We start from the raw sequence: 24142 nt of genomic DNA on the forward strand, positions 1-24142 counted from the left end.
GGCGCCGCCCCGGAAGGCAGGGCCGGCAGGGGCGGGCCCGACGGGCCGCGCGGCGGTCAGCCGCCCGGCGTGACCAGGCCCGCCTCGTAGGCGAAGACCGCCGCCTGCGTGCGGTCGCGCAGGCCGAGCTTCACCAGGATGCGGCTGACGTGCGTCTTGACCGTCGACTCGGCGACGACGAGGTGCTCGGCGATCTCCGAGTTGGAGCGCCCCTGCGCGACCAGCACGAGCACCTCCGTCTCCCGCTCGGTCAGCTCCCCGACCCGCTCCTGCGTGGGCGGCTTGGGCGCGCCCAGCCGGGAGAACTCCTGGATGAGGCGCTTGGTGACCGTCGGCGCCAGCAACGCCTCCCCCGCGGCCACCACCCGCACGCCGTCCGCGAGCTGCCGCGCCGAGGCGTCCTTCAGCAGGAAGCCGCTCGCCCCGGCCCGCAGCGCCTGGTAGACGTACTCGTCCAGGTCGAAGGTGGTCAGGACCAGCACCTTCGCGTCCGCGTCGGCGGCGATGATCTCCCGGGTGGCCTCCAGTCCGTTGAGGACGGGCATCCGGATGTCCATCAGGACGACGTCAGGGCGCAGAGTGGCGACCTTTTCCACAGCCTGCCTGCCGTCGACGGCCTCGCCGACGACCTCGATGTCCGGCATGGCGTTCAGCAGGACCGAGAAGCCCTCGCGGACCATCATCTGATCGTCCACGATCATCACGCGGATGGTCATGCCGCAGCCTCGCCCGCAGCGCCCTGCCCACCCGGAGCGACCGGAAGGAAGGCCGCGACCTCGTAGCCGCCCTCGTCCGTCGCCTCCGCGGTCATCTCGCCGCTGAGCATGGCGACGCGCTCGCGCATCCCGAGGACGCCGTGGCCGGCGCCGGGGGACGGCTTGGCCAGCCGGTTCGGCGGACCGTTGACCACGCGCAGGCCGAGCCCGCCCAGGACGTAACTGACCTCGACGCGCGCCCCGGCGCCCGGCGCATGGCGCAGGACGTTGCTGAGCGCCTCCTGGACGATCCGGTACGCCGACAGCTCCACGCCCTGCGGCAGCGGCCGCACGGCACCCGTCGTCACGTGGTCGACGGACAGACCCGCGGAGCGGACGTTCTCGATCAGGCCCGGGAGCGCTTCGAGCGTGGGCTGCGGGGCCTCCGGGTCGGCGAACGCGTCGGGGTTCTCCGAGCGCACGACGCCGAGGACCCGGCGCAGCTCGGTCAGCGCCGCCACGGCGTTCTCCCGGATCGTCTGGAACGCGGCCGCGAGCTCGGGAGGGGTGGGCTGGACCCGGTACGGGGCGGCCTCGGCCTGGATGGCGACGACCGACATGTGGTGCGCCACGACGTCGTGCAGCTCCCGGGCGATGGTCGTGCGCTCCTCCAGCACGGTGCGGCGCGAGCGCTCGACCTCGGTGACGGCCACCTGGGCGGCGACCTGCTGCTTGGTCTCGCGCAGGCCGCGGACCGCGGCGACGGCGAAGAGCAGCACCCCGGAGAGCAGCATCATCTGGAACATGTCGCCGCTGAGGGAGTAGTACGGGTGGAAGGCCTGGAGGAACACTCCGGTGAAAATCCCCGTCGCCGCGGTCAGCAGCCACATCTCGGCCGCCACGCGGGGGCGGGTCCGCAGTGTGACGACCATCATGACGAAGAGGTGGGAGAAGAGCGCCGCCGGGCTCCACGGACCGAGCGCGACGCTGGTGCAGAGGATCACCCCGGTGGACAGCCACCAGGCGCCGACCGGCCGGAAGAGCGTCATCAGCATCGGCACGCCGACGAGCAGCGCCGCGACGATGCCGACCGGGCCGCCCTCGTGGGAGACCGTGGCGAGCATGACCAGACCGGTGAAGGCAGCGAGAGCGGCGTGCGGGAACCACCGGGCGTACCGGGCGGCACGGCGGGGCAGCACCCGGACCAGCCGGTGGTCCGCGGCGAGCGGCGGCAGCGGCCGGAAGGCGAAGGCGTCGTGGAAGAGGTCCTCGCGGAGCCGGTCGAGGGCGCCTCTCACTATTCGCATCTCACTGCGCAGGCGGGGCTCATAGGTGTCGGTCACACCATCAACCGTAGGCAACGGCGATTCGTAGGACGTCCCCATGAATGGGGATCTCTCGGTGTCCTCCTTAAGACGGACGCCGTCCTGGAAGGGGGACTACGGCGGCTCCCGGCCCCAGCGCCGTCAGCAGCGCGCCGTAGGCCGGTGTGTCCGGGGTCACGGGAGCGTAGTGGCCCACGCCCGGGAGGAGCTGCAGGGTGACGTCCGCCCCGGGGTGCCGCATCGCCGCCGCGGCGTAGGCCCGGGAGAGGGCGACCGGGACGTCCGCGTCGGCGGTGCCGTGGAGGACCGTGACCGGGACGCGGGCAGGGCCCCGGAGGACCGGATCCGCCTCCGGGTGATCCTCGCCACCCAGGAAGTCGTCCACCGCGCCCCCGCTCAGCCGCAGCTCCCGCGCGCGGGCGAGGTCGGCGACCGGTGCCACGGCGACGACGGCGTCCACACCGGCCAGCGGGACGTACCCACTGGCCGCGCACAGCGCGAGGTGCCCGCCCGCCGAGTGGCCGGCGAGCACGTGCCGGGAGGGCCGGCCGGGGCGCAGGCGGACGGCCACGGCGCGGATGACGTCGTCCAGGGTCTGCGGCCAGCCGCCGCCTCCGCCCGCGCCCGTGCCGACGCGGCGGTACTCGGCCAGGGCGACCTCCACGCCCCGCGCGGCCAGGGCCGCCGCCAGGGGCGCGAGGTGACGGCGGTCGTACGCCTCGCGCCAGAACCCGCCGTGCAGCAGCGTCACCCGTACGCCGGTGGGGGCGGCCGGCAGGTGGAAATCGACGACCTGGCCGGGGTGGGGGCCGTAGGAGACGGTCTCGTCGGGTGGGACGTACGCCAGACCGAACAGGGCGTCCTCTTCGGCCGTCACCGCTGCCGAGTCCCTTCCAGGACCTCCCCCAGCACCCGCGCAGCCCGCTCGGCGTCCGCGAAACGCGTGTACAGGGGCGTGAAGCCGAACCGGAGGACGTCCGGGCGGCGGAAGTCGCCGACGACACCGCGGCGGATCAGCTCCGCCATGACGTCACCGGCGCCCCCTGCGGGGCCCGCGGCGCAGCGCAGCGACACCTGGCTGCCCCGCTCCCCGTGCGCTTCGGGCGTCACGGACTCGACGCGGCCCCGCGGCACGTACGCCTCGACGCAGCGCAGGAAGAAATCCGTGAGGGCGAGGCTCTTGGCGCGGACGGCCTCGAGGTCCACGCCGTCCCAGACGTCGAGGGCGGCGTCGAGGGCGAGGAGGGAGAGGATCTCCGGCGTGCCGACGCGGCCGCGGACGGCGCCGTCGGCGGGCGCGTAGGCGGGGTCCATGGCGAAGGGGTCGGCGTGGGAGTTCCAGCCGGGGAGCGGGGAGTCGAAACGGTCCTGCAGGGTACGGCGCACGTAGAGGAAGGCGGGCGCGCCGGGGCCGCCGTTCAGGTACTTGTACGTGCAGCCGACGGCGAAGTCCGCCCCGGCGGCGTCGAGGTGGACGGGGAGCGCGCCTGCGCTGTGGCACAGGTCCCACACGGTGCGGGCGCCGGCCGCGTGGACGGCCGCGGTGACGGCGGGGAGGTCGTGGAGGCGGCCGGTGCGGTAGTCGACGTGGTTGACGAGGGCGACGGCGGTGCGGGGGCCGGCTTCGCGGGCCATGTCCGCGGCGTCGACGGCACGGATGCGGCAGCCGGTCATGCGGGCGGCGGAGCGGGCGATGTAGCCGTCGGTGGGGAAGGTGGCGGCGTCGACGAGCACTTCGTCCCGCGACCCGGTGTCCGTCAGGCGGATCGCCGCCACCACGGCCTTGAAGACGTTGACACTCGTGGAGTCACCCGCGACGACCTGTCCGGGGGCGGCTCCGACCAAGCGGCCGATGCGGTCACCGACCCGCTCCGGGGCCGTCCACCAGCCCGATTCCTCCCAGGAACGGATGCGCAGCCGCCCCCACTCGCGCCCGACGACGTCGGCGAGCCGTCCGGCGACGCCGCGCGGCAAGGCGCCGAGGGAGTTCCCGTCCAGATAGACGCAGTCCTCCTCCAGGTCGAACCGGGCGCGCTCGGCGGCCAGTCCGTCGGCGGCGTCGAGCGCCGCGGCCTCCTTGAGCATCACCGCCTCAGACACGGCTGCGCGCCGTCCACAGCTCGGGGAAGACGCTCTTCCGCGCCCGCTTCTCCAGCCAGGCGACGCCCGGCGAGCCGCCGCTGCCCACCTTGGCGCCCATGGCTCTGCGCGTGGCGACCAGATGGTCGTTGCGCCAGCGCCAGACGAGCTCCGCGACCTCCGTCAGCGCCTCCCCCAGCCGGCACTCCGGGCTGCTCTGGTCACCGGCGTATATGCGCTCCCAGACCACCTCGACCGCCGGGTCGGCGGCATACCGCTCGGAGACGTCCCGGCCGAGGACGGCCTCGGGTATCTCGTGGCCGCGGCGCGCGAGATGGCGCAACACCTCGTCGTACAGGCTCGGTGCGTAGAGCGCCTTCTCCAGCTCGGCGTGGACCTGCGGCGCGCCCTGGTGCGGCACGAGCATGGCCGCGGACTTGTCGCCGAGGAGGAACTCCAGCCGCCGGTGCATGGCCGACTGGAAGCCGGAGGCGTCGCCCAAGGCCGAGCGGAAGGCGTTGAACTGGGACGGGGTGAGGTGGGCCAGCGGCTCCCAGGAGGCGTTGAGCGACATCAGCTCGTACGTGGACCGCTTCAGGGCGGCCATCGCCACCGGCAGGTCGTCATCGCGCAGGGCCCGCGCCGCGGTCTCCCACTCGTGCACGATGACCGTGAACCAGAGCTCCATCACCTGGGTGGTGACGAGGAAGGCCATCTCCCCAGGATCCTCGGAGAGGGGCTCCTGAAGATTGCTGAGCACCGAGGCCCGCACATAGTCCTCGTACGGGGTGGTGCCGGTGAAGTGCAGGTTTGGTGCGGTGTCCTGTGGGTCGGAAGTCATCTCGTCTCCCCTGCCGTCGCTCCCGGGTTCGCCGGGCCACTGCGGCGATCATGCGGTCAGGGAAGCGGTCACGGCAAGGGCTGTGGATAACCCAGGGAGGCCCCGGGAGGGCCCGGAGAGGACCCGGGGAGGCCCCGGAGACACCGCGGGGTGGACAGCCGGAACGCCCCGCGCGGTGCGGGGCGTTCCGGCCGTGGTGGTGCCGTGCCCGTGCCGACGCGTCGGTCAGCCCAGGGTGTTGGCGGCCGTGGGCGAGCTGTCGCGGAGGAAGGTGGAGCAGCGCTCGTACTCCTCCTGCTCGCCGATCGACTGCGCGGCCCGCGCGAGGGCGTGCAGCGCGCGCAGGAAGCCGCGGTTCGGCTCGTGCTCGAAGGGGACCGGGCCGTGGCCCTTCCAGCCGCTGCGGCGCAGTGCGTCGAGGCCGCGGTGGTAGCCGGTGCGGGCGTAGGCGTAGGACTCCACGACCCGGCCGGCCTCGAACGCCTCGTCGGCGAGCTGCGCCCACGCGAGCGAGGACGCCGGGTACTTCGCGGCGACCTCGGCGGGAGCCGCCCCGGAGGCGAGCAGCTCGCGCGGCTCCGGGTCGTCGGGCAGGTGGGTCGGGGGCGGTCCCCCGAGCAGGTTCTCGTGAATGGACATGCGCTCCAGTCTGCCCTTCCGCTGCGCTTTGCGTTACCGGGCACCGGGGCTTTTCGCGTTGCGGGGCGCCCGCTCACGCGTCCCCCGGGTCCAAGGGCGGCGAGGCCGTGCCGCAGTGGTAGGCGGCCTCCGGGTGGCAGGGCCGTTCGCCGGTGGGCTTGGGGGCGCGCAGGCACGTGGAGCGGACCGTGAACCAGGCCAGGAGCGCGGCCAGCACCAGGGAGCCCGCGCACCAGTACATCGCCTTGCGGAAGGTGTCCCCGAACGCCTCGGGGTCGCGGTAGGCGTCCGGGCCCATGCCCACCAGCAGGGGCAGTGCGGCCACGGCGACCAGGCCCGCCGCGCGGGCGGCCGCGTTGTTGATGCCGCTGGCCAGGCCGGCGCGGCCCACGTCCACGGAGGCCAGGACCGTCGCCGTGAGCGGGGCGACGAGCGCGGTCATGCCCAGACCGAGGACCACGAGCGGCGGCAGGACGTCCGCCCAGTACGAGGCGCCGCGGTCGACGCGGACCATGAGGACCATGCCGACGGCGCACAGCAGGGACCCGGCCGCGAGGGGCAGGCGCGGGCCGATGCGCTGGGCGGTCTCCCCGGAGCGGGCCGACAGCAGCAGCATCAGCACCGTCGTGGGCAGCAGGGCCGTGCCCGCCGCGAGCGCCGACCAGCCCAGCACGACCTGCAGCTGCAGCACGGAGAGGAAGAAGAAGCCGCTGAAGGCCGCGTACACGAAGACCGTCACCGCGTTGATCGACGAGAACAGGCGGACGGAGAAGATCTCCAGCGGCAGCATGGGGTCGGGCCTGCGAGCCTCCACCCGGCAGAACGCGACGCCCAGGAGGACGCCCGCGACGGCGGGGCCGATCACCCAGGGCGAGGCGCCCTTGTCGGGGGCGGCGATGAGCGCGTACGTCACCGCACCGAGGGCGAGTGCGCCAAGAGTCGCGCCGAGCACGTCGAACCTGCCGCCCGCGTTCGGGTCGCGCGTCTCCGGTACGTACTTCACGGCCACGGGTACGCACACCGCCGCCAGCGGCAGGTTGATCAGGAACACCCAGCGCCAGCCCGGTCCGTCCACCAGCCAGCCGCCGACGAACGGGCCGATCGCGGAGGCCACCCCGCCGAGCCCCGACCACGCGCCGACGGCCGCGGCCCGGTCCTCGGGCCGGAAGACGGCCTGGATGAGGGCGAGCGAGCCGGGGGTGAGCAGCGCGCCGCCGATGCCCTGCAGGGCGCGCGCTGCGATCAGCACCCCGGCGGTCGGGGCGATCCCGCACAGGAGCGAGGCCAGCGCGAACCACACCACGCCGACGACGAAGATCCGGCGCCGGCCGAAGCGGTCCCCCAGCGCACCGCCCAGCAGGATCAGGCCGGCGAGGGTGAGCATGTAGGCGTTGACGGTCCACTGCAGGCCGCCCAGGTCCGCGCCGAGGTCCCGGCCGATGTGCGGCAGGGCGACGTTGACGACGGTGCTGTCGAGCATGGCCATGCCCGAGCCGAGGACGGCCGTCAGCAGCACCGCGCGCCCCGTGGCGGTGCCCAGCCGCACCGCGGGCCCGCGCCCGGGTTCCGGTGCGGAGTCGCTCATGGCGCGATCATCCCCCGGCCGGGCGCACACGGCCACGCGAAGGCCCGGCGCGGCCACGCGAAGGGCCCGGCCGCGCTCGGTGAGCGGGGCCGGGCCCTGGAAGCCGTACGGGCGGCCGTTACTTCGGCCCGGTGCCCGTTACTTCAGCTTGGTGCCCGTGGCGCGCAGGTCCGCGCACGCCTTGGTGACGCGCTCGGCCATGCTCGCCTCGGCCAGCTTGCCCCAGGTGCGCGGGTCGTAGGTCTTCTTGTCGCCGACCTCGCCGTCGACCTTCAGGACACCGTCGTAGTTCTTGAACATGTGGGCCGCCACCGGACGGGTGAAGGCGTACTGGGTGTCGGTGTCGAGGTTCATCTTCACGACGCCGTTCTCCAGCGCGGTGCGGATCTCCTCCTCCGTGGAGCCGGAGCCGCCGTGGAAGACGAAGTCGAACGGGTCGGCCTTGCCGTGCTTGGCGGCGATGCCGTCCTGCAGGTCACGGAGCAGCTCGGGGCGGAGCACGACGTTGCCCGGCTTGTAGACGCCGTGGACGTTGCCGAAGGAGGCGGCCAGCAGGTAGCGGCCCTTCTCGCCCAGGCCGAGCGCCTCGGCGGTGCGCTCCACGTCCGAGACGGTGGTGTAGAGGTCGTCGTTGATCTCGTGGGAGACGCCGTCCTCCTCGCCGCCGGTCGGGGTGATCTCGACCTCGAGGATGATCTTCGCCTTCACGGCCTCGGCGAGGAGCTCCTTCGCGATGGCGAGGTTCTCGTCGAGCTTCTCGGCGGAGCCGTCCCACATGTGGGACTGGAAGAGCGGGTTCTGACCGGCGGCGACGCGCTCCTGGGAGATCGCGAGCAGCGGGCGGACGTAGCCGTCCAGCTTGTCCTTCGGGCAGTGGTCGGTGTGCAGCGCGATGTTCACCGGGTACTTCTTGGCGACGACGTGCGCGAACTCGGCGAGCGCGACGGCGCCCGAGACCATGTCCTTGCTGTACTGACCGCCCAGGAACTCCGCACCACCGGTGGAGATCTGGATGATGCCGTCGCTCTCCGCCTCGGCGAAACCGCGCAGCGCGGCGTGGAGGGTCTGCGTCGAGGTGACGTTGATGGCCGGGTAGGCGAACTTGCCTGCCTTCGCCCGGTCGAGCATCTCGTTGTAGACCTCGGGGGTTGCGATGGGCATCTGTCCGCTCCTTGTGATGTGCGGGTACGGGCGTGATTCGGGGCCCTGACCTAGGGGGCGACGGTCATCGTCGCCCCCATACTCCCAGACTCCCCGGATTACTCCACATGAGGCCCGCCACGCTCATATGAGCCCGGGCATGCGCAAGGGGTGCGGTTTCACGTGAAACCGCACCCCCGGACCTGGACGCCGTAAAGAAACAGCAGGTCAGGACAGCGTCAGGACAGACCCAGGTCCCCCAGCGAGTAGCCCGTCACATAGCGCAGGCCGGCGCCCTCGATCGCGGAAGCGGCCCCGCGGTCGACGATCGTCGCGACGGCGACGACCTCCGCGCCCGCCTCGCGCGCCGCCTCGACGGCGGTCAGCGGGGAGCCGCCGGTGGTCGAGGTGTCCTCGACCACCAGGACGCGGCGGCCCTTGATGTCCGGGCCCTCGATGCGGCGCTGCATGCCGTGGGTCTTCTGCGCCTTGCGGACGACGAAGGCGTCCAGCTTGCGGCCGCGCGCGGCGGCGGCGTGCAGCATCGACGTGGCCACCGGGTCGGCGCCCAGGGTGAGCCCGCCCACGGCGTCGAAGTCCAGGTCGGCCGTGGCGTCCAGCATGACCTGGCCGACCAGCGGCGCGGCCTCGGCGTCCAGGGTGATCCGGCGCAGGTCGATGTAGTAGTCGGCCTCCTTGCCGGAGGAGAGGGTCACCTTGCCGTGGACCACGGCCTTGTCCTTGATCTGCTGCAGCAGGGCGTCACGCGTGCTCATGCCCATGAGCTTAGGCCAGCGTCCGCCAGGTCCACGTCGTGGAGATCTCCAGCGGGTCGATCGGCGTGACGAGGCGGGGCAGGGTGTTCAGGCCGTTGGGCGGGCCGGACTGCGGCTCGACGCAGACGGCCGCCTCCTGCTCGTCGTAGATCACGACCCACTCGGTGCGGCTCGCCACCTTCAGCTCCAGGGCACCGGGCCAGGTCAGGGTCACGTCGACGCCGTCGGGCATCCCGAAGCAGTCGTCCCAGGGGCCGGGGAGGGGGTCGATACGGCGGCCGGTGGGGATGTGGTCGTCGCCGCGCTCCTCCTGCCAGCCGGGGGTGAAGTCGATGCGTACGTCCTCACCGGTGCCGAGGTTCCGCAGGAACCAGGGGTGCCAGCCGACCTGCGCCGGGAAGGAGTCGCTCGCCGCCTCCACACCCATGGTGAGGGTGACGGCGTCGGGGGCCAGCTCGACCAGCTGCGTGACCCGGCCGGGGTACGGCCAGGGGGCGGCGAGGTCGTAGGTGAAGGCCGCGGAGGAGTCGTCCGCCCGGGCCGTACGCCAGGCCGTGTCCCGGCCGGTGCCGTGGATGGCGTGCGGCGGGTGGTTGACGGGCATCTGGTGCCGCTCGCCGCCGTTGCGGAACTGCCCCAGCTCGATCCGGCCGCACCACGGGACCATGGGGAAGCAGCCGTACTTGTCGCCCTGGCGCAGGAGTTCGGTCCCGCCGATGCGGAGGCTGGTCAGGCGGCAGCCGTGCGCCGGGTCCACGGTGGCTTCGGCGTCGCCGGCCTTGAGACGGACGGTGCCGTCGTCTGTACGTGCGTCACGTGCGTCGTTGGTCACGGGGCCGAGCCTATGGGGTGGCCTGATGGATCGTCGGGTGCACGCCGTCCAGCCGGGCTGATTCGGCTCGGGTTCGCCCCGTCTACCGTCGCCGGCGCAGTACCCGGCCCACCACGACCGCCCCGGCCAGCGCCACGGCCGCGGCGGGGGCCGCCCACCGCAGGGCGGTCGCCGTCGCCGAGGCGGCCTCCGGTGCCGGGACGGGGGCGTAGCGGCCGCGCGGCGGCGCGTGGTCGACCTCCTCGGCGCTGCGGCCGATCATCGTGCGGCGGGCGTGCGCGGCCTCGGCCGGCGGCTCGTCGTCATCCACGTCGTCCTCGTCGAGGTCGTCGTCGGCGAGGTCGTCCGCGAGGTCGTCGTCCGCCGACGGGTCGAGGGACGGCGGCGGGACGGCCGTGTCGAAGACGCTGCCGCCCTCCAGCCGGGGGCCGCCGCCGGCCGCCTCCTCGGCGTCCTCGCGCAGCTCCTCCACCAGGGCCGCGGCGAAACGGTCCAGCAGCCGCCGTGCGGTGGCCTCCGCGGTCTTCTCGTCGAACTCCGCCAGCCGGCCGCCGGTGGTCACCGCCCCGGCGCACGTCAGCCGCGCGCCGCCGGGCGCCGCCACCAGCACGCCGCGCAGCGTCAGCGCCACCGTGCCGGTGCCGCGCACCTCGGCGCCCTCGCCGGAGAGCTCGTACGCACCCTCCCGCTCGGTCAGCCGCAGGTGGCCCCGGTAGGTGATGGTCGAGCCGCCTATGCGCAGCCTCAGCCGCCCGGCGACGGTCTCACCGGAGGCATCGGCACTGTCCTGGTGCAGGCCGGGAACGCACCGGGCCACCCGCGCCGGGTCGGCGAGGACCCGGCGCACCGCCTCGACGGGGAACGGGACGAACACCTCATGCTCCATATCAAGCGAGCCTACCCACCGGTCCCCTCACCAGGGCCTCTCCGGGCGGATTTTCGTGGAGACCACCGCCCGGAGGGCCCGCCGTTCAGTCGCCGACCGTGAAGCGCTCGCCGATGTGGTTCGCCTCCTCGACCTCGTCGACGAGGGCCACCGCGTAGTCCTCGGCGGAGACCCGCGACTTGCCGTTCCCGTCCACGACGAGGTCGTCCAGGGCCGTGCGGTACGTGCCCGTGCGCTCGCCCGGCTCGATGAGAGCCGCGGGGCTGAGGTTGGTCCAGCGCACGTCGGTGACGGTGCGGTAGTAGTCCAGGGCGTCACCGTGGGCGTGCATGATCTGCAGCAGGAACTCGGGCAGCCCCTCGGCGTCCCAGACCTGCTTGCCGTCCGGGGTGCGCAGCGAGCCCGCACCGCCGACCGTGATCAGCCGCGGTGCCGTGTCGCCGAGGGCGCGCACGCCGGCCACCAGGGACTTCGCCGCGGGCGCGATGGTCGCGACGTGCCCGGGGCCGTCGCCGCCGCCGACCGCGCTGACGACGACGTCCTGCCCTTCGGCCACGGCCTGGACGGACGCGGGGTCGAGGACGTCACCGGTGACGACCGACAGGTTCTCGTGCTTCTCGGTGACCTTCGCGGGGTCGCGGACGACGGCCGTGACCTGGTGGCCGCGGTCGAGGGCCTCGCGCAGGACGCGGCTGCCGATGGTGCCGGTGGCGCCGAAGAGGGCGATCTTCGCCATGGGGTTCTTCTCCTCAGATGTGCAGGTGCAGAAGTCTGCTGAAGTGGGGGGGGTGGGGGTGGATCGGTGCTGGTGAAGCGGGGGGATCAGTGCTGGTCGAGAGCGCGGGTGAGCCCGCGGGCGCTGGTCGTCGGGCCGCCGAGCCGCCGCAGCCCGCCGGGCGTGTGCAGCAGCAGCGTCGGGAAGCTGTCGACACCCAGCCGCCGGACCTCCCGGAACTCCGCCTCCGCCGCGCGCCGCGTGGCCGGGTCGGCGAACGCCGCGACGGCCGCGTCGGCGTCCACACCGCCGAGCCCGGCGGCGACCGCCCGCACCGTCTCCGGGTCGGACAGGCTCCGCCCGTCCACGTACCAGGCGCGCTGCAGTGCACCCGCGAACTCCAGTGTCCGCTCGGGGGCCTGCTCGCGCAGCGCGGCGAGGGCGGCGGCAGCGGCGGCCGAGTCCAGGACGGCCGTGCCGTCGGCGAAGGCCTCGGCGTAGCCCGGGCCGAAGACCGCGCCGGTCAGTTCGCCGATCCGGGCGTCCGCCTGGGGGATGTAGGGATATGCGGACACCGGCTGCGCACGCGGGCCGGTGAACAGCCCGCCGCTGAGCACCGTCAGCTCGATGCGGTCGGCATTCGCCTCCGCGAATTCCCGGATGGTGGGGCCGAAGCCGTAGCACCAGCCGCAGTAGGCGTCGAAGGCGTACGTGAGCTGGTGCCGTGCGGTGTCTTTCTGCTGTGCGGTGTCTTTCTGCCGTGCCATTTCCGTCCCTGCATTTCTCTCGGCCGCACTGCTTGTGCGTACGGCCCGCACTGTCTTGTGCGTTACGACCACGCTAAACGCGTTTTTCGCCCATAAACAGGTAAGCTCGCGTCTCACTATGGTGAAAAAGCGACACGACATCATCGAGCTCGCCTACCAGGCCCCGCCCGGCACGCCCGCCGGCGTCGAGGTGATGTCGGTGGCCGAGCTGCGCACCCGTGCCCCCGAGGGCCTCCTGGGCACCCCGCAGCGCCTGGACTTCCACCAGATCGTCGCCGTCCGCTCCGGCGCGACCGCGCACACCGTCGACTTCACCGGCCACTGGCTCGAGGAGGGCTCGCTGCTGTGGGTGCGCCCCGGGCAGGTGCAGCAGTTCGGCGACCCGGAGCGGATCGAGGGCACGGTCGTCCTCGTCCAGGCCGGTTTCCTGCCGCCCGGCAGCCCCGTCGCGGCGGTGGCGGACGACCCCTTCCGGCCGGTGGTGTGGCAGCCGGTCGGCCAGGACCGCGAGGCCGTCTTCTGCGCCGTGGGCCACCTCGAAGCGGACTTCCGCACGGGTGCCGGCCTGCCCGCCGACGTGCACACCGACGTCCTGCGCCACCTGCTGTCCGTGCTGGTGCTGCGGCTCGCGCACCTGACGGCCCCCGCCGGCAGCAGGATGCCCACTCCGGGCGAGGCCTTCCTGCGCTTCCGGGCCGCGATCGAGCGGGAGTTCGCCACCAGCCACCGGGTCGCCGACTACGCCCGGGCGCTCGGCTACTCCTCCCGGACCCTGTCGCGCGCGACGACGGCCGCGGCCGGGGTCGGCGCCAAGGAGTTCATCGACCGGCGGGTGATGCTGGAGGCCAAGCGGCTGCTCGCGCACAGCGGGCTGCCCGCGGCCCGGATCGCGGGCCGGATCGGCTTCGACGACGCGGCGAACTTCTCCAAGTTCTTCCAGCACCGGGAGGGGTGTTCACCGGGCGCCTTCCGCAGCCGCATGCGCGGCACCGCGTAACCGTCCCTGAACAGCCTTAGCCGTCCCCGAACAGCCCTCACTCCCCGTACCGCGGATGCATCAGCGTCGACGGCCGCAGCCCCGCCTCGCGGCTGCGCTCGGCCGACCGCCCGGCCGCCGCCAGGCCTTCGCGGTCGAGGGAGAGCAAAGGGGGCCGCACCGGCGGGAGCTGCAGCGGCAGCGGCTCCCGGGCGGCGAGGAGGAAGCTCCAGTCCTCGTCCTTGCCGCTGCGCGCGGGGACGCGGTCCGGGCCGCCGGAGAAGCCGCTGCCCTCGACCCGGTAGGGCCTGCTGTGCAGCCCGAGCGAGCGGATCGTCGCATCGACCGTCCAGAAGGCGCGGGGGCGGGAGCCGAGCGTGCCGGCGTGGACGGCGAGCCGCCCGCCGGGGGCCAGCCACCGCTCCACCAGGCCGTAGAACTCCTGGGAGTAGAGCTTGGTGCTGGGGGTGATGCCGGGGTCGGGGAGGTCGGAGACGACCACGTCGAAAGAGGCCTCGCCGGGCGGGAGGGAGCGCAGCCACTCGAAGGCGTCGCCCGTGACGAGCCGCACCCGCGGATCGCGGTAGGCGGCGTGGTTGAGGGCGACGAGGTCGGGGTCGGTGCGGGCCAGGCGCAGCACGGTCGCGTCGATTTCCACGACGGTCACCGAGGCGACGTCCCCGTAGCGCAGCATCTCGCGGACGGCGAGGCCGTCGCCGCCGCCGAGGACGAGGATCCTGCGGTGCGGGCCGTGCATCGCGGGGTGGACGAGGGCTTCGTGATAGCGGAATTCGTCGTTGCTGTTGACTCTCAGGCGGCCGTCGAGGAAGAGGGAGAGCGGCTTGCCGCTCGCGCCGCCGCCGGTGAGGACGACCTCCTGGACCCCCGACTGGACGGCCACGCGGACGTCGCCTCCGTAGACGGCGTGGCGCGCGGCCCGCTCGAAGGGGCCGCTGAGGGCCGAGCAGGTGGCGAGGAGCGCGAGGACGAGGCCGTTGGCGGCGACGAGGGCCCAGCGGGTGCGGACGCTCAGGTCACCGCGGAAGAGCCACAGGACGAGGGCGCCGCCGGCGACGGCGTTGACACCGCCGGTCAGCAGGGCGCCCGTCAACTGCCCGAGCACGGGCAGGAGGAGGAAGGGGAAGGCCAGGCCGCCGACGAGTGCGCCCACGTAGTCGGCGGCGAAGAGATCGGCCACGGCGCCGCCCGCGTCCTGGCGGCGGATGCGCTGGATGAGGGTCATCAGCAGGGGCACTTCGGCCCCGATGAGCACGCCGATGGCGAGGGAGAAGCCGACCAGGGCGGGCCGCGCCTGGCCGAACCAGGCGAAGCAGGCGTAGAGCGCCATGGCCGACAAGCCGCCTATGAGCGCCAGCGCGGCCTCGACCGCGGCGAAGCCCAGGGCGGCGCGCCCGCGCAGGCGCTTGGCGAGCAGCGAGCCGATGCCCATCGCGAAGACCATGACGGACAGCACGACGGACGCCTGAGTGACGGAGTCGCCGATGAGATACGAGGCCAGCGCGACCAGCTCCAGCTCGTACACCAGCCCGCAGGCGGCGCAGACGAAGACGGTGGTCAGCACCACGAAGCGGCCGAGCCCGGCCGGTACGGGCAGCCGCGCCGGTACCGGGCGGTAGATCATGTTGCGAACGCTACGTTACGAAACGGCAACCCTTTGTCACCCACAAGGGTCAATTACGAGAGGGCCGCCGCCGTCCGTGCCCCCACCCTCGTCCGCGTCGCGACCAGCCGCCCCTCCTGGGGGTAGGCGTGCCAGGTGCGCCAGCTGACCTGGCCGTCGCACCGCTGCGCGAGCAGCGCGGTGAAGGCGTGCGGGCTGCCCGGGAAGGTGCCCGCCAGGCCGTAGGGGTGCTCCGCGACCAGGGCGAGAAGCTCCTGCGCACGGCCCGCGAAGGAGCCCTGCGAGAGCGTTTCTATCCGGGCCGCGAACTCGTACTCCCAGGCCCCGATGCGCTTGGCGACCCCCAGCGGCAGCGGGGTGGCGCTGCCGGGCAGGCAGGCGACCGTCTCCGAGCAGACGCCGTCGCCCTCCTCCAGCAGGACCTGGTGGGAGGCGCCCAGCAGGCGCAGCTGGACCTGGGAGTCGGCGAGCTGCAGGTCGAGCACGGCCAGCGCCGGCAGGGGGTCCTTGCCCAGGCACCAGGCGAGGTCGGCGGCACGGGTGTCGGTGTAGGTGGTCTTGAGGGTGGTGAGCATGGGTCGGCTCCGCAAGCACGCAGTGGAGGGTGGGCCGGCCCGCCGGGGAGGACCAGAGTCTTCGGACGAGGACCAGAGTCTTCGAGTGCGCCGGCTCATGCCCACATATGAGCTGTTTCCGTGGGTCCGGGGACAGTGATTACGGGATTCCCCGCAGCCTCCGGCGGAGCCTGCCGGGGAGTCGTCGTCCCGACACGTGTCCCTGAATGAGAGGGAATCATGAAATGAGCAGCGCCCACAGCGTTTTTACCCATCTCATCGTGCTTTCCATCCACGCGAGGGCCGAGCAGTTCAACTGTTCAGAATCTTTGCGGTCCGGCGGGCTCGGCAGAACCCGCCGGACGCATATGCGATCAAGCATGGGACGACCGCAAATCCGCGGGCCGGGCTGGTTCAGGCGGCGTTCACCAGCTTCTCCACAGCCGAAATCACCGAATCCTCACGCTTGCAGAACGAGAAACGCACGAGATAGGACGGCGCATCGGGGCGCAGATTGAAGGCGGCCGTGGGAATGGCCACCACCCCGGCGCGCGTCGGGAGTTCACGGCAGAATCGCACGCCGTCCGAGTACCCCCACGCGCGGATGTCCGCCTGGAGGAAATACCCCGCCTCCGCGCGATAGGGGCGCAATCCGGCGCTCGCCAGCCCCCGGCTCAGCAGGTCGCGATTGCGCTGCAGCGTGCACCGTAGCTCCGCCGCCCACTCCTCCACGCCGCCCAGCATCCGCGCGAGCGCCTCCTGGTAGGGCGTGCCGGAGGCGTACGTGAGGAACTGCTTGGCGGCGCCGACCGCCCGGACGAGCTCCGCCGGCCCGCATACCCAGCCGACCTTCCAGCCGGTCACGTTGAACGTCTTGCCCGCCGACGAGATGGTCAGCGTACGCTCGCGCATCCCCTCCAGCGCGGCGATCGTCTCGTGCCGCACGCCGTCGTAGACGAGGTGCTCGTACACCTCGTCCGTCACCACCGTCAGCCCGTGCTCGCGGCACAGCGCCGCGATGACTCCCAGCTCCTCGGAGGTGAAGACCTTGCCCGTCGGATTGTGCGGGGCGTTGAGCATCAGCACCCGGGTGCGCGGGGTGACGGCGGCCGCCAGCGCGTCCGCGTCCAGCACGAAGGTGTCGTCCTGTTCGGCGAGCGGGACCCCGACGACCTTCGCGCCGGCGAAGCGGGCGCCCGCCGGATAGGCGTCGTAGCAGGGGTCGAAGGCCAGCACCTCGTCGCCCGGGTCGCACAGCGCGAGCAGCGCCGAGGCGAGGGCCTCCGTCGCCCCCGTCGTCACCAGCACCTCGTCCTGCGGGTCGTACTCCAGCCCGTAGCGCCGGGACTGGTGCGCCGCGACCGCCTCGCGCAGCGCGGGGAAACCGGCGGCCGGCGGGTACTGGTTGCTGCCCGCCAGGACCGCCGCCGAGACGTCCTTCAGCAAACCGGGCGGAGACGGCAACTCCGGCACGCCCTGGCCGAGGTTGACCGCCCCCGTGCGCCGCGCGAGCTCCGTCATCTCCGTGAAGACCGAGGTGCCGAGGCCCTGCACCCGTGCGGCCGGGCTCCAGTCCTTGTTCATGCGATCCCGCTTCCCTGTCGGTTCCTGAGCCGGCCTCACGATATGCAGGCGGGTGCGCGCGGGCACAGAGCACGCCACAGGGGCCGCACCCGCTCACGCCCGCCACAGCACACGATGCGGCGCAGGCCGCGCAGACACTCCGCCGTGCCCGCCGAGCGGGTGGAAGGCGCACCGCTTACGGGCGCTCCCGCTCGCGCGCGCGAGGCGGGCGCCGCAAGGTCGAGGTGCCGACAAGGCCCAGTCACAGGTGCCGCCGAGGCCCGGTCGCGGGTGCCGAGAAGGCCCAGAAGCCGAGGCCGAGAGGCCGAGGATGCCGGAGGTCCCCCGTGTCAGCCGACACCGCCGTGCCCGTCCGGGCGCCGGAGCCGCGCCCCGCGTCCGGCAACGCCCGCGTCCGCCGTGCCGCGCGGGTCCGGGCCGCTCTGCGCAGGGCGGCGCCCGCCCTCGCGTTCTACGCGGCGGCCCGGCTGACCGGCATGGCGACGATGGCCGCCTGGGCCTGGTGGATCGGCCGCCACCCGCGCACGCTGCTCGGCCACTCCTGGGACGGCATCTGGTACGCCGGCATCGCCCGGCACGGCTACGGCCTGATCCTTCCCTCGCCCACCACCCACGGCGTCGTCTTCAACGACCTCGCGTTCTTCCCGCTCTTCCCCGGCCTGGTGCGGGCCGTCTCCACCGTCACCCCGCTCAGCGTCGTCGGCGCGGGCCTGCTCGTCGCCTGGCTGTCGGCCGGGCTCGCCGCCTGGGGCATCTACGCGCTCGGCGAGCGCCTGTACGGGCGTACGACGGCGACGCTGCTCGTCGTGCTGTGGGGGCTGCTGCCGCACGCGATCGTGCAGTCCATGGCCTATACCGAGCCGCTGATGACCGCGTTCGCGGCGTGGGCGCTCTACGCGCTGGTCACCGGACGGCCGCTGTGGGCCGGGGCGCTCTCCCTGCTCGCCGGGCTCTCCCGGCCCAACGGGATCGCGGTGGCCGCGGCCGTCGTCTGCGTCACCGCGCTCACCGTGTGGCGGCAGCCGCAGGCCCGCAGGAACCCGCGGGTGTGGGCGGGCGCCGCCCTCGCCCCGCTCGGCTGGACCGGCTACGTCGTCTGGGCCGGATACCGCTCCGGCGAGGGCCTGTTCGGCTACTTCGAGGTGCAGCGGCTGTGGGGCTCGCGGTTCGACTTCGGGCGGGACGCGCTGCGGTTCGTCCGGCACCTGATCACCGGGCGCGACGCCATGGCGTACTACATGACCGTGGCCGTCATCGCCGTCGCGCTCGTCACGCTGGCCCTGCTGCTCCTGGAGCGGCCGCGGCCGCACGCGGCGCTGCTGGTCTACACGGTCGTGCTCGTCGTCATCGCGGTCGGCGGATCGAGCTACTTCGCGTCCAAGCCGCGGTTCCTGATGCCGGCGTTTCCCCTGCTGCTCCCGGCGGCCCTGGCACTGACGCGCGCGCGGCGCCGCACCCTCCTGACGACGGTCACGGCCATGGCCGGGCTGTCGTTCTTCTACGGGACGTACCTGCTGACGGTGGCGCGGATGCCGATGTAGGGACTGCGGTGCCGTCGGCTGCGGCCGGTTCGGCACCGCCGGACGCCCCCGTGGGGGTTGCACGCCGTCGCGGTGGGAGTTTCCGCCTGACGGCAGGAAGAACCCGCGGACCGGCGTTCACCGAAACCACGGGCCGCCAGGCCTGTTCGGCACCGCCGCGCACCCCCGTGGGGGTTGCGCGCCGTCGCGGCGGGAGATTCTGCCCGGCGGCAGGAAGAACCCGCGCGACAGCATCCAGCCACCGCGGCACAACCCCGGCGGCGCCGAACCGGCGTCAGCCGAAGAGCCGTCCGGCGTGGGGCGCCGCCGAAGCCACGGGCCCCCGCCGGGAGGCGATCACGCGGACGGGGAGTGCGGCGGCTCGTCGTCCGGCTTGTCGTCGCCCGACTCCGCGTCCGCCTCCAGGCCCAGCTGCTCGACGAGCCACTTGTCGAACTCGATGGACGCCCGGACCCAGCTGACCGTGCTGGAGACGAAGTGCTCCAGGGACACGCCGACGCCGATCAGCATCTGCGCCTCGCCGATCAGGCGGACGGTGCCGTCGTCGTTGGTGTGGGTGTAGACCTTCGGCCACAGCGTGCGGCGGTTCCAGTCGTCGACGGCCTCCAGCAGGCGGGCCTTCTCGTCGATGGCGTGCGGGCGGTCGTAGAACGTCCGCACGGAGAAGACCTGCTGCTCCTCCTCGCCCCGGAACATGAAGTACGTGCGGAACTGCTCCCACGGGGCGGCGAGGTCACCCTCGTCGTCCACGACGTACTTCAGCTCCATCTGGTCGAGGAGCTGCTTGACCAGGTCCTGGTCGGGGATGACGGGGCCGGTCGGGCCCGCCTCAGGCTGCGGTTCGGGCTGTCCCCCGAAATTCGGGATCGAGGACGGGTCGATGCTCACCGTGTTATTCCCTTCGTACGGTCTCACGCCATCCTCCCCCATCCCGGGCGGGGGCTGGCAACCCCCGCCCGAACGGATGTCACGGCGCCTTCGCGAGCTCCTCCGCCCCCACCGGGACCACCGTCAGCCCGTCACCGTCCGCGGCGGTGGCGACCCGCACCGTGTCCCCGTCGTGGATCTCCCCGCCGAGGATGGCCTTGGCGAGCCGGTCGCCGATGGCCGTCTGGACCAGGCGGCGCAGCGGCCGGGCGCCGTAGGCGAGGTCGGGCGCGGCGCCGTCCGGGGCGGACGGGTCGTGGCCGAGGGTGGCGAGCCAGCGCACGGCCTCGGGCGTGACGTCGAGCGTGAGCCGGCGGTCGGCGAGGCGGCGCTGGAGGTGGCCGATCTGGAGGGCGGCGATGCGCTCCAGCTGGTCCACGCCGAGGGCGTGGAAGACCACCAGGTCGTCGAGGCGGTTGAGGAACTCGGGCCGGAAGGAGGCCCGTACGGTCTCCAGGACCTTCTCCCGCTTCTGGTCCTCCTTGAGCAGGGGGTCCACCAGATAGGTGGATCCCAGGTTGGACGTGAGGATGAGGATGGTGTTGCGGAAGTCGACGGTGCGGCCCTGGCCGTCGGTGAGGCGCCCGTCGTCCAGCACCTGCAGGAGGATGTCGAAGACCTCGTGGTGGGCCTTCTCGACCTCGTCCAGCAGGACGACGGTGTACGGGCGGCGGCGCACGGCCTCGGTCAGCTGCCCGCCCTCCTCGTAGCCGACGTAGCCGGGGGGCGCGCCGACCAGACGGGCGACCGAGTGCTTCTCGCTGTACTCGCTCATGTCGATGCGGACCATGGCCCGCTCGTCGTCGAAGAGGAAGTCGGCGAGGGCCTTGGCCAGCTCGGTCTTGCCGACACCGGTCGGGCCGAGGAAGAGGAACGAGCCGGTCGGCCGGTCGGGATCGGCGATGCCGGCGCGCGAGCGGCGCACCGCGTCGGAGACGGCCTGCACGGCCTCGGCCTGGCCGATGAGCCGCCGGCCCAGCTCCTCCTCCATGCGCAGCAGCTTCTGCGTCTCGCCCTCCAGCAGGCGGCCGGCGGGGATGCCGGTCCAGGAGGCGACGACGTCGGCGATGTCGTCCGGGCCGACCTCCTCCTTGACCATGAGGTCCTTCGCGGCGGCCTCCTGCTCGGCCTCCGCCTCGGCCTCGGCCGCCGCCTCCAGCTCGCGCTCCAGGCCGGGGATCTCCCCGTAGAGCAGCTTGGAGGCGGTGTCGAAGTCGCCGTCGCGCTGGGCGCGCTCGGCCTGGCCGCGCAGCTCGTCCAGGCGCTCCTTGAGCTCGCCCACCCGGTTCAGGGACTGCTTCTCGCGCTCCCAGCGGGCGGTCAGGCCGCGCAGCTCCTCCTCCTTGTCGGCGAGGTCGCGGCGCAGCTTCTCCAGGCGCTGCTTGCCGGCCACGTCCGACTCCTTGGACAGGGCGAGCTCCTCCATCTTCAGCCGGTCCACGGCGCGCTGGAGCTCGTCGATCTCGACGGGCGAGGAGTCGATCTCCATGCGCAGCCGGGAGGCCGCCTCGTCGACGAGGTCGATGGCCTTGTCGGGCAGGAAGCGGGAGGTGATGTAGCGGTCGGAGAGGGTCGCGGCGGCGACGAGCGCGGAGTCGGCGATCTGGACCTTGTGGTGGGCCTCGTAGCGGCCCTTCAGCCCGCGCAGGATCGCGATCGAATCCTCGACGGAGGGCTCGGCCACCAGCACCTGCTGGAAGCGGCGCTCCAGGGCGGGGTCCTTCTCGATCCGCTCGCGGTACTCGTCCAGGGTCGTCGCGCCGACCATGCGCAGCTCGCCGCGGGCCAGCATGGGCTTGAGCATGTTGCCCGCGTCCATGGCGGAGTCGCCGCCGGCGCCTGCGCCCACGACGGTGTGCAGCTCGTCGATGAAGGTGATGATCTGTCCCTCGCTGGCCTTGATCTCGGCCAGGACGGTCTTCAGCCGCTCCTCGAACTCACCGCGGTACTTCGCGCCCGCGACCATCGCGCCCAGGTCGAGGGAGACCAGGCGCTTGTTGCGCAGCGACTCGGGGACGTCGCCCTTCACTATCCGCTGCGCGAGGCCCTCGACGACGGCGGTCTTGCCGACGCCGGGCTCGCCGATGAGGACGGGGTTGTTCTTCGTACGGCGCGAGAGGACCTGCACCACGCGGCGGATCTCGGCGTCCCGCCCGATGACGGGGTCGAGCCGGCCCTCGCGGGCGGCCGCGGTCAGATCCGCACCGAACTTCTCCAGGGCCTTGTACGTGCCCTCCGGATCGGCAGTGGTCACTCGCTGCCCGCCTCTCGCGGTCTCGAACGCATCCAGCAGACGCCGTGCGGAGGCGCCCTGCTGCTCCAGCAGCTCGCCGGTGCGGCCGCCCTTGGCGGCGAGGCCGATCAGCAGGTGCTCGGTGGAAATGTAGGTGTCGCCCAGCTCGCGGGCGCGCTGCGACGCGTCGGCGATGACGGCGAGCAGCTCCCGGTTGGGCTGCGGCGGCGCGACGGTCGCACCCTGCACGCTCGGCTCCGCCGCCAGCTGCCGCTCGGCGCCCGAGCGCAGCGCGGCGGCATCGGCCTCGACGGCGGCCAGCAGGTCCATGATGTTCTCGTTGTCCTGGCCGGCGAGCAGCGCCAGCAGCAGGTGCGCGGGCGTCATGTCGGCATGCCCGGCCGACACGGCGCGCTCACTGGCCGCGCTCAGCGCCTCCCGGCTCCTGTTGGTCAGCTCGGCATCCACGACGGCGTGTTCCTCCTTGTCTCGGCGACCATCCTGCCCAGGGCAACATGCGATAAGTTGAGCCTATTCCACTCAACCTTGTCGACGCCAGCGCCACCGGGTACGGGCGGCCGGATCCGGGGGGCGCCCCACGGCCTTGCGCGGCCTCCCGAGGCCTCCCGGGGCCTGTATCCATGGTCCGCCGGGGAGGTCCGCGGCGCCGCTCCACAGCGGGGCGACTACGGGATCACAGCCGGGAAAGCGTTCGACGACCGCCCTTTCGGGGGCATGCTCCCGGAACCCTCTCCGCTCCCCCTACGGGCGGACAAGACTCGTGTCCGTGCAGAACGACATCCTGCTGGAGCTCTTCCTGGAGCTCGAAGCCCGGACCCCCGAGGGCCTCAGGGCCGAACTCATCGAGGGCGAGATCACGGTGTCATCGGCCCCCGAGGGCGACCACGAACACTGCCTGAGCGAGCTCTTCGGCCAAGTGGTGCTGCAGTCGGCCACCCGCATGTCCCTCTCGGGCCACAAAGGACTGACCATGCCGGGTGCGGCCGGCCACCCGCCGGACCACGTCATCCCCGACGCCACGTTCGCACCGCGCGAGCAGCGCCTCTTCCGGGGCGCCCCGCCCTGGATGGCCTGTGACAGCGTGGCCATGGTGGCCGAGGTGACCGGCAGCAGAGCGGTTCTCGACCGGATCGCCAAGCGTCGCTGTTACGGCCGCGCCGGGATCCCGCTCTACCTCCTCGTGGACCGCGAGCGGAGAAGCGTCACACTGCACAGCGCCCCGTCCGCGGAGGGCTACACCGAACGACACTCCGTGGCGTACGGAAAGCCCCTCCCCCTCCCCCCTCCCTTCGCCTTCGACCTGGAGACGGCCGACTTCGCCTGAGCACCGCTTCGCCTGAGCGCCGCGCGGGGGCGCGGATACGCTTCCCGCATGGCCCACGATCTGCGCGACCTCTCCCCCGCCTATGTCGACTTCTGGCGCGAGCGGCACATCTGCACGCTCACGACCACCCGCCCCGACGGCAGCCCGCACCTCGTGCCCGTAGGGGTGACCTTCGATCCCGAGGCCGGGATCGCGCGCATCATCACCAACAAGAACAGTCGCAAGATCGCCAACATCCTGGCCGCCGGACCGGACGGCGCGCGCGTCGCCGTCTGCCAGGTCGGCGAGCGGAAGTGGGCCACGCTGGAGGGCCGCGCGGTCGTCCGTACGGAGGCCGACGCGATCGCCGACGCCGTCAACCGCTACGCCGAGCGGTACGGGCGGATGCCCGCGCCCAACCCCGACCGCGTCCTCGTCGAGATCACCGTCACCAAGGCCCTGGGGCTGGTGGGGTCCGGCGGTGCGTGACGCGTAGGCCTTCCGGTCCGGGTTCCTTCAGTCCTCTACGGGCGCCGCACCTCGTACTGGAAGCAGCCGTACTCCAGCGCCCGTACGTGCACCAGCGCCACCTCCGGATCGGCGAACGCCTCCTCGAAGGCCCGCTCGAAGCCGGACTCGGCGTCCTCGGGGATCTCGAAGAGGCGTCCCCCGACGATGTGCCCCTCCGCGTTGTAGCGGCGGATCGTACGCAACGCCCCCGTCCGCGCGAAGGGCTGACGCCGGATCGCCTGCGGCCCTCCGCACTCCTCGGCGTGGATGAACACCGGCCCCGCCTCGTCGTACGCCCCGGGCGCGGCGCCCGTCGCCGCGGCCCAGCGGCGCAGCGGCGCGTAGGAGACGAGCGCGACCCGCTCGCCCGGCTCGATGGACCGCAGGCAGCAGCGCAGCGGGCTGCCCACGCACTCCAGGGGCACGCCGTCCTCGCGTGCGGTGTACGGCTGCAGCGGCCGCCCGGAGTCGTCGGCGGCCCGGAGCTCGTCGAGTGCGGCGGCGGGGATGGGGAGGGGGGTGAATGCAGTCATGCGCCCAGCGTCCGCGGCCGGGGCCGACGTTGCTGGCG

The 24142-nt window shown here is 72.9% G+C and carries 23 protein-coding genes; 4 read left to right on the forward strand and 19 right to left on the reverse strand.

Annotated features, from left to right (window positions below; translation table 11 throughout):
* Positions 1-56: 56 nt before the first annotated feature.
* From FGW37_RS15215 to FGW37_RS15275, 13 genes are all read right to left on the reverse strand, one after another.
* Complete coding sequence (locus FGW37_RS15215) at positions 57-716, reverse strand: response regulator (protein WP_058047518.1); 660 nt, start codon at positions 714-716, stop codon at positions 57-59.
* A complete protein-coding gene (locus FGW37_RS15220) occupies positions 713-2038 on the reverse strand; it encodes a sensor histidine kinase (protein WP_425506533.1) in 1326 nt (441 codons plus the stop codon). Before FGW37_RS15220 ends, FGW37_RS15215 begins: the two co-directional genes overlap by 4 nt.
* 67 nt (positions 2039-2105) lie before the next feature.
* The gene (locus FGW37_RS15225) at positions 2106-2897 is read right to left on the reverse strand and encodes an alpha/beta hydrolase (protein WP_179081534.1); all 792 of its coding nucleotides are present in this window, start codon (positions 2895-2897) and stop codon (positions 2106-2108) included.
* The gene (gene kynU, locus FGW37_RS15230) at positions 2894-4105 is read right to left on the reverse strand and encodes a kynureninase (RefSeq protein ID WP_179084715.1); all 1212 of its coding nucleotides are present in this window, start codon (positions 4103-4105) and stop codon (positions 2894-2896) included. The genes FGW37_RS15225 and kynU overlap by 4 nt, the downstream gene beginning before the upstream one ends.
* 7 nt (positions 4106-4112) lie before the next feature.
* Positions 4113-4940 carry a tryptophan 2,3-dioxygenase family protein gene (locus FGW37_RS15235; RefSeq protein ID WP_179081535.1) on the reverse strand — a complete coding sequence of 276 codons (828 nt, stop codon included), beginning with the start codon at positions 4938-4940 and terminating at the stop codon, positions 4113-4115.
* A 225-nt stretch (positions 4941-5165) separates the two neighbouring features.
* Positions 5166-5579 (reverse strand): DUF3151 domain-containing protein, encoded by a 414-nt coding sequence (locus FGW37_RS15240; RefSeq protein WP_179081536.1) that lies wholly within the window; start codon positions 5577-5579, stop codon positions 5166-5168.
* Positions 5580-5652: 73 nt separating this feature from the next.
* A complete protein-coding gene (locus tag FGW37_RS15245; RefSeq protein ID WP_179081537.1) occupies positions 5653-7164 on the reverse strand; it encodes an MFS transporter in 1512 nt (503 codons plus the stop codon).
* Positions 7165-7302: 138 nt separating this feature from the next.
* The gene (gene fbaA / locus FGW37_RS15250; RefSeq protein ID WP_179081538.1) at positions 7303-8325 is read right to left on the reverse strand and encodes a class II fructose-bisphosphate aldolase; all 1023 of its coding nucleotides are present in this window, start codon (positions 8323-8325) and stop codon (positions 7303-7305) included.
* 218 nt (positions 8326-8543) lie between these two features.
* The gene (gene pyrE, locus FGW37_RS15255) at positions 8544-9086 is read right to left on the reverse strand and encodes an orotate phosphoribosyltransferase (RefSeq protein WP_179081539.1); all 543 of its coding nucleotides are present in this window, start codon (positions 9084-9086) and stop codon (positions 8544-8546) included.
* A gap of 4 nt (positions 9087-9090) precedes the next feature.
* Positions 9091-9912, reverse strand: a complete 822-nt coding sequence (locus tag FGW37_RS15260) for an aldose epimerase family protein (protein ID WP_179081540.1) — start codon at positions 9910-9912, stop codon at positions 9091-9093.
* An 82-nt stretch (positions 9913-9994) separates the two neighbouring features.
* Entirely contained in the window at positions 9995-10798 is an 804-nt protein-coding gene (locus tag FGW37_RS15265) for an SRPBCC domain-containing protein (protein WP_179081541.1), read from the reverse strand.
* A gap of 85 nt (positions 10799-10883) precedes the next feature.
* The gene (locus FGW37_RS15270; RefSeq protein WP_179081542.1) at positions 10884-11534 is read right to left on the reverse strand and encodes an NAD(P)-dependent oxidoreductase; all 651 of its coding nucleotides are present in this window, start codon (positions 11532-11534) and stop codon (positions 10884-10886) included.
* A gap of 86 nt (positions 11535-11620) precedes the next feature.
* Positions 11621-12280 carry a DsbA family protein gene (locus FGW37_RS15275; RefSeq protein WP_179081543.1) on the reverse strand — a complete coding sequence of 220 codons (660 nt, stop codon included), beginning with the start codon at positions 12278-12280 and terminating at the stop codon, positions 11621-11623.
* 118 nt (positions 12281-12398) lie between these two features.
* Between FGW37_RS15275 and FGW37_RS15280 the strand changes: the two genes are divergently transcribed.
* Positions 12399-13277, forward strand: coding sequence for a helix-turn-helix domain-containing protein (locus FGW37_RS15280; RefSeq protein WP_179081544.1), 879 nt, complete (start codon positions 12399-12401; stop codon positions 13275-13277).
* A gap of 37 nt (positions 13278-13314) precedes the next feature.
* Here the strand turns inward: FGW37_RS15280 and FGW37_RS15285 are convergent, their stop codons facing one another.
* The 3 genes from FGW37_RS15285 to FGW37_RS15295 form a co-directional block, all read right to left on the reverse strand.
* Positions 13315-14898, reverse strand: a complete 1584-nt coding sequence (locus tag FGW37_RS15285; RefSeq protein WP_179081545.1) for a polyamine aminopropyltransferase — start codon at positions 14896-14898, stop codon at positions 13315-13317.
* Positions 14899-14951: 53 nt separating this feature from the next.
* A complete protein-coding gene (locus FGW37_RS15290; protein WP_179081546.1) occupies positions 14952-15473 on the reverse strand; it encodes a DUF2617 family protein in 522 nt (173 codons plus the stop codon).
* 393 nt (positions 15474-15866) lie between these two features.
* Positions 15867-17036 carry an aminotransferase class I/II-fold pyridoxal phosphate-dependent enzyme gene (locus tag FGW37_RS15295; protein WP_179081547.1) on the reverse strand — a complete coding sequence of 390 codons (1170 nt, stop codon included), beginning with the start codon at positions 17034-17036 and terminating at the stop codon, positions 15867-15869.
* Positions 17037-17362: 326 nt separating this feature from the next.
* Between FGW37_RS15295 and FGW37_RS15300 the strand changes: the two genes are divergently transcribed.
* Positions 17363-18577, forward strand: coding sequence for a hypothetical protein (locus FGW37_RS15300; protein ID WP_179081548.1), 1215 nt, complete (start codon positions 17363-17365; stop codon positions 18575-18577).
* Positions 18578-18913: 336 nt separating this feature from the next.
* On the opposite strand, the gene FGW37_RS15305 is transcribed toward FGW37_RS15300, so the two are convergent.
* Together FGW37_RS15305 and clpB are read right to left on the reverse strand one after the other, a co-directional pair.
* Positions 18914-19465: a YbjN domain-containing protein gene (locus tag FGW37_RS15305; protein WP_246430403.1), complete on the reverse strand. Its 552-nt coding sequence runs from the start codon at positions 19463-19465 to the stop codon at positions 18914-18916.
* 79 nt (positions 19466-19544) lie between these two features.
* Positions 19545-22205, reverse strand: coding sequence for an ATP-dependent chaperone ClpB (clpB, locus tag FGW37_RS15310; protein ID WP_179081550.1), 2661 nt, complete (start codon positions 22203-22205; stop codon positions 19545-19547).
* A gap of 319 nt (positions 22206-22524) precedes the next feature.
* Here clpB and FGW37_RS15315 point away from each other — a divergent pair, with 319 nt between their 5' ends.
* Positions 22525-23082 carry a Uma2 family endonuclease gene (locus tag FGW37_RS15315; RefSeq protein ID WP_246430404.1) on the forward strand — a complete coding sequence of 186 codons (558 nt, stop codon included), beginning with the start codon at positions 22525-22527 and terminating at the stop codon, positions 23080-23082.
* A gap of 48 nt (positions 23083-23130) precedes the next feature.
* Positions 23131-23550, forward strand: a complete 420-nt coding sequence (locus tag FGW37_RS15320) for a pyridoxamine 5'-phosphate oxidase family protein (RefSeq protein WP_179081552.1) — start codon at positions 23131-23133, stop codon at positions 23548-23550.
* A gap of 35 nt (positions 23551-23585) precedes the next feature.
* On the opposite strand, the gene FGW37_RS15325 is transcribed toward FGW37_RS15320, so the two are convergent.
* A complete protein-coding gene (locus tag FGW37_RS15325; RefSeq protein WP_179081553.1) occupies positions 23586-24104 on the reverse strand; it encodes a DUF1203 domain-containing protein in 519 nt (172 codons plus the stop codon).
* Positions 24105-24142: the final 38 nt, after the last annotated feature.

This window comes from Streptomyces rectiverticillatus (assembly GCF_013394065.1).
Classification (GTDB): Bacteria; Actinomycetota; Actinomycetes; order Streptomycetales; family Streptomycetaceae; genus Streptomyces; species Streptomyces rectiverticillatus.

What these genes read in the sequence shown, in the direction of transcription:
- FGW37_RS15215 (WP_058047518.1), bottom strand. Translation starts at nt 716, where the DNA reads ATGACCATCCGCGTGATGATCGTGGACGATCAGATGATGGTCCGCGAG.
- kynU (WP_179084715.1), bottom strand. Translation starts at nt 4,105, where the DNA reads ATGCTCAAGGAGGCCGCGGCGCTCGACGCCGCCGACGGACTGGCCGCC.
- FGW37_RS15235 (WP_179081535.1), bottom strand. Translation starts at nt 4,940, where the DNA reads ATGACTTCCGACCCACAGGACACCGCACCAAACCTGCACTTCACCGGC.
- FGW37_RS15240 (WP_179081536.1), bottom strand. Translation starts at nt 5,579, where the DNA reads ATGTCCATTCACGAGAACCTGCTCGGGGGACCGCCCCCGACCCACCTG.
- FGW37_RS15245 (WP_179081537.1), bottom strand. Translation starts at nt 7,164, where the DNA reads ATGAGCGACTCCGCACCGGAACCCGGGCGCGGGCCCGCGGTGCGGCTG.
- fbaA (WP_179081538.1), bottom strand. Translation starts at nt 8,325, where the DNA reads ATGCCCATCGCAACCCCCGAGGTCTACAACGAGATGCTCGACCGGGCG.
- pyrE (WP_179081539.1), bottom strand. Translation starts at nt 9,086, where the DNA reads ATGGGCATGAGCACGCGTGACGCCCTGCTGCAGCAGATCAAGGACAAG.
- FGW37_RS15265 (WP_179081541.1), bottom strand. Translation starts at nt 10,798, where the DNA reads ATGGAGCATGAGGTGTTCGTCCCGTTCCCCGTCGAGGCGGTGCGCCGG.
- FGW37_RS15270 (WP_179081542.1), bottom strand. Translation starts at nt 11,534, where the DNA reads ATGGCGAAGATCGCCCTCTTCGGCGCCACCGGCACCATCGGCAGCCGC.
- FGW37_RS15275 (WP_179081543.1), bottom strand. Translation starts at nt 12,280, where the DNA reads ATGGCACGGCAGAAAGACACCGCACAGCAGAAAGACACCGCACGGCAC.
- FGW37_RS15280 (WP_179081544.1), top strand. Translation starts at nt 12,399, where the DNA reads ATGGTGAAAAAGCGACACGACATCATCGAGCTCGCCTACCAGGCCCCG.
- FGW37_RS15285 (WP_179081545.1), bottom strand. Translation starts at nt 14,898, where the DNA reads ATGATCTACCGCCCGGTACCGGCGCGGCTGCCCGTACCGGCCGGGCTC.
- FGW37_RS15290 (WP_179081546.1), bottom strand. Translation starts at nt 15,473, where the DNA reads ATGCTCACCACCCTCAAGACCACCTACACCGACACCCGTGCCGCCGAC.
- FGW37_RS15295 (WP_179081547.1), bottom strand. Translation starts at nt 17,036, where the DNA reads ATGAACAAGGACTGGAGCCCGGCCGCACGGGTGCAGGGCCTCGGCACC.
- FGW37_RS15320 (WP_179081552.1), top strand. Translation starts at nt 23,131, where the DNA reads ATGGCCCACGATCTGCGCGACCTCTCCCCCGCCTATGTCGACTTCTGG.
- FGW37_RS15325 (WP_179081553.1), bottom strand. Translation starts at nt 24,104, where the DNA reads ATGACTGCATTCACCCCCCTCCCCATCCCCGCCGCCGCACTCGACGAG.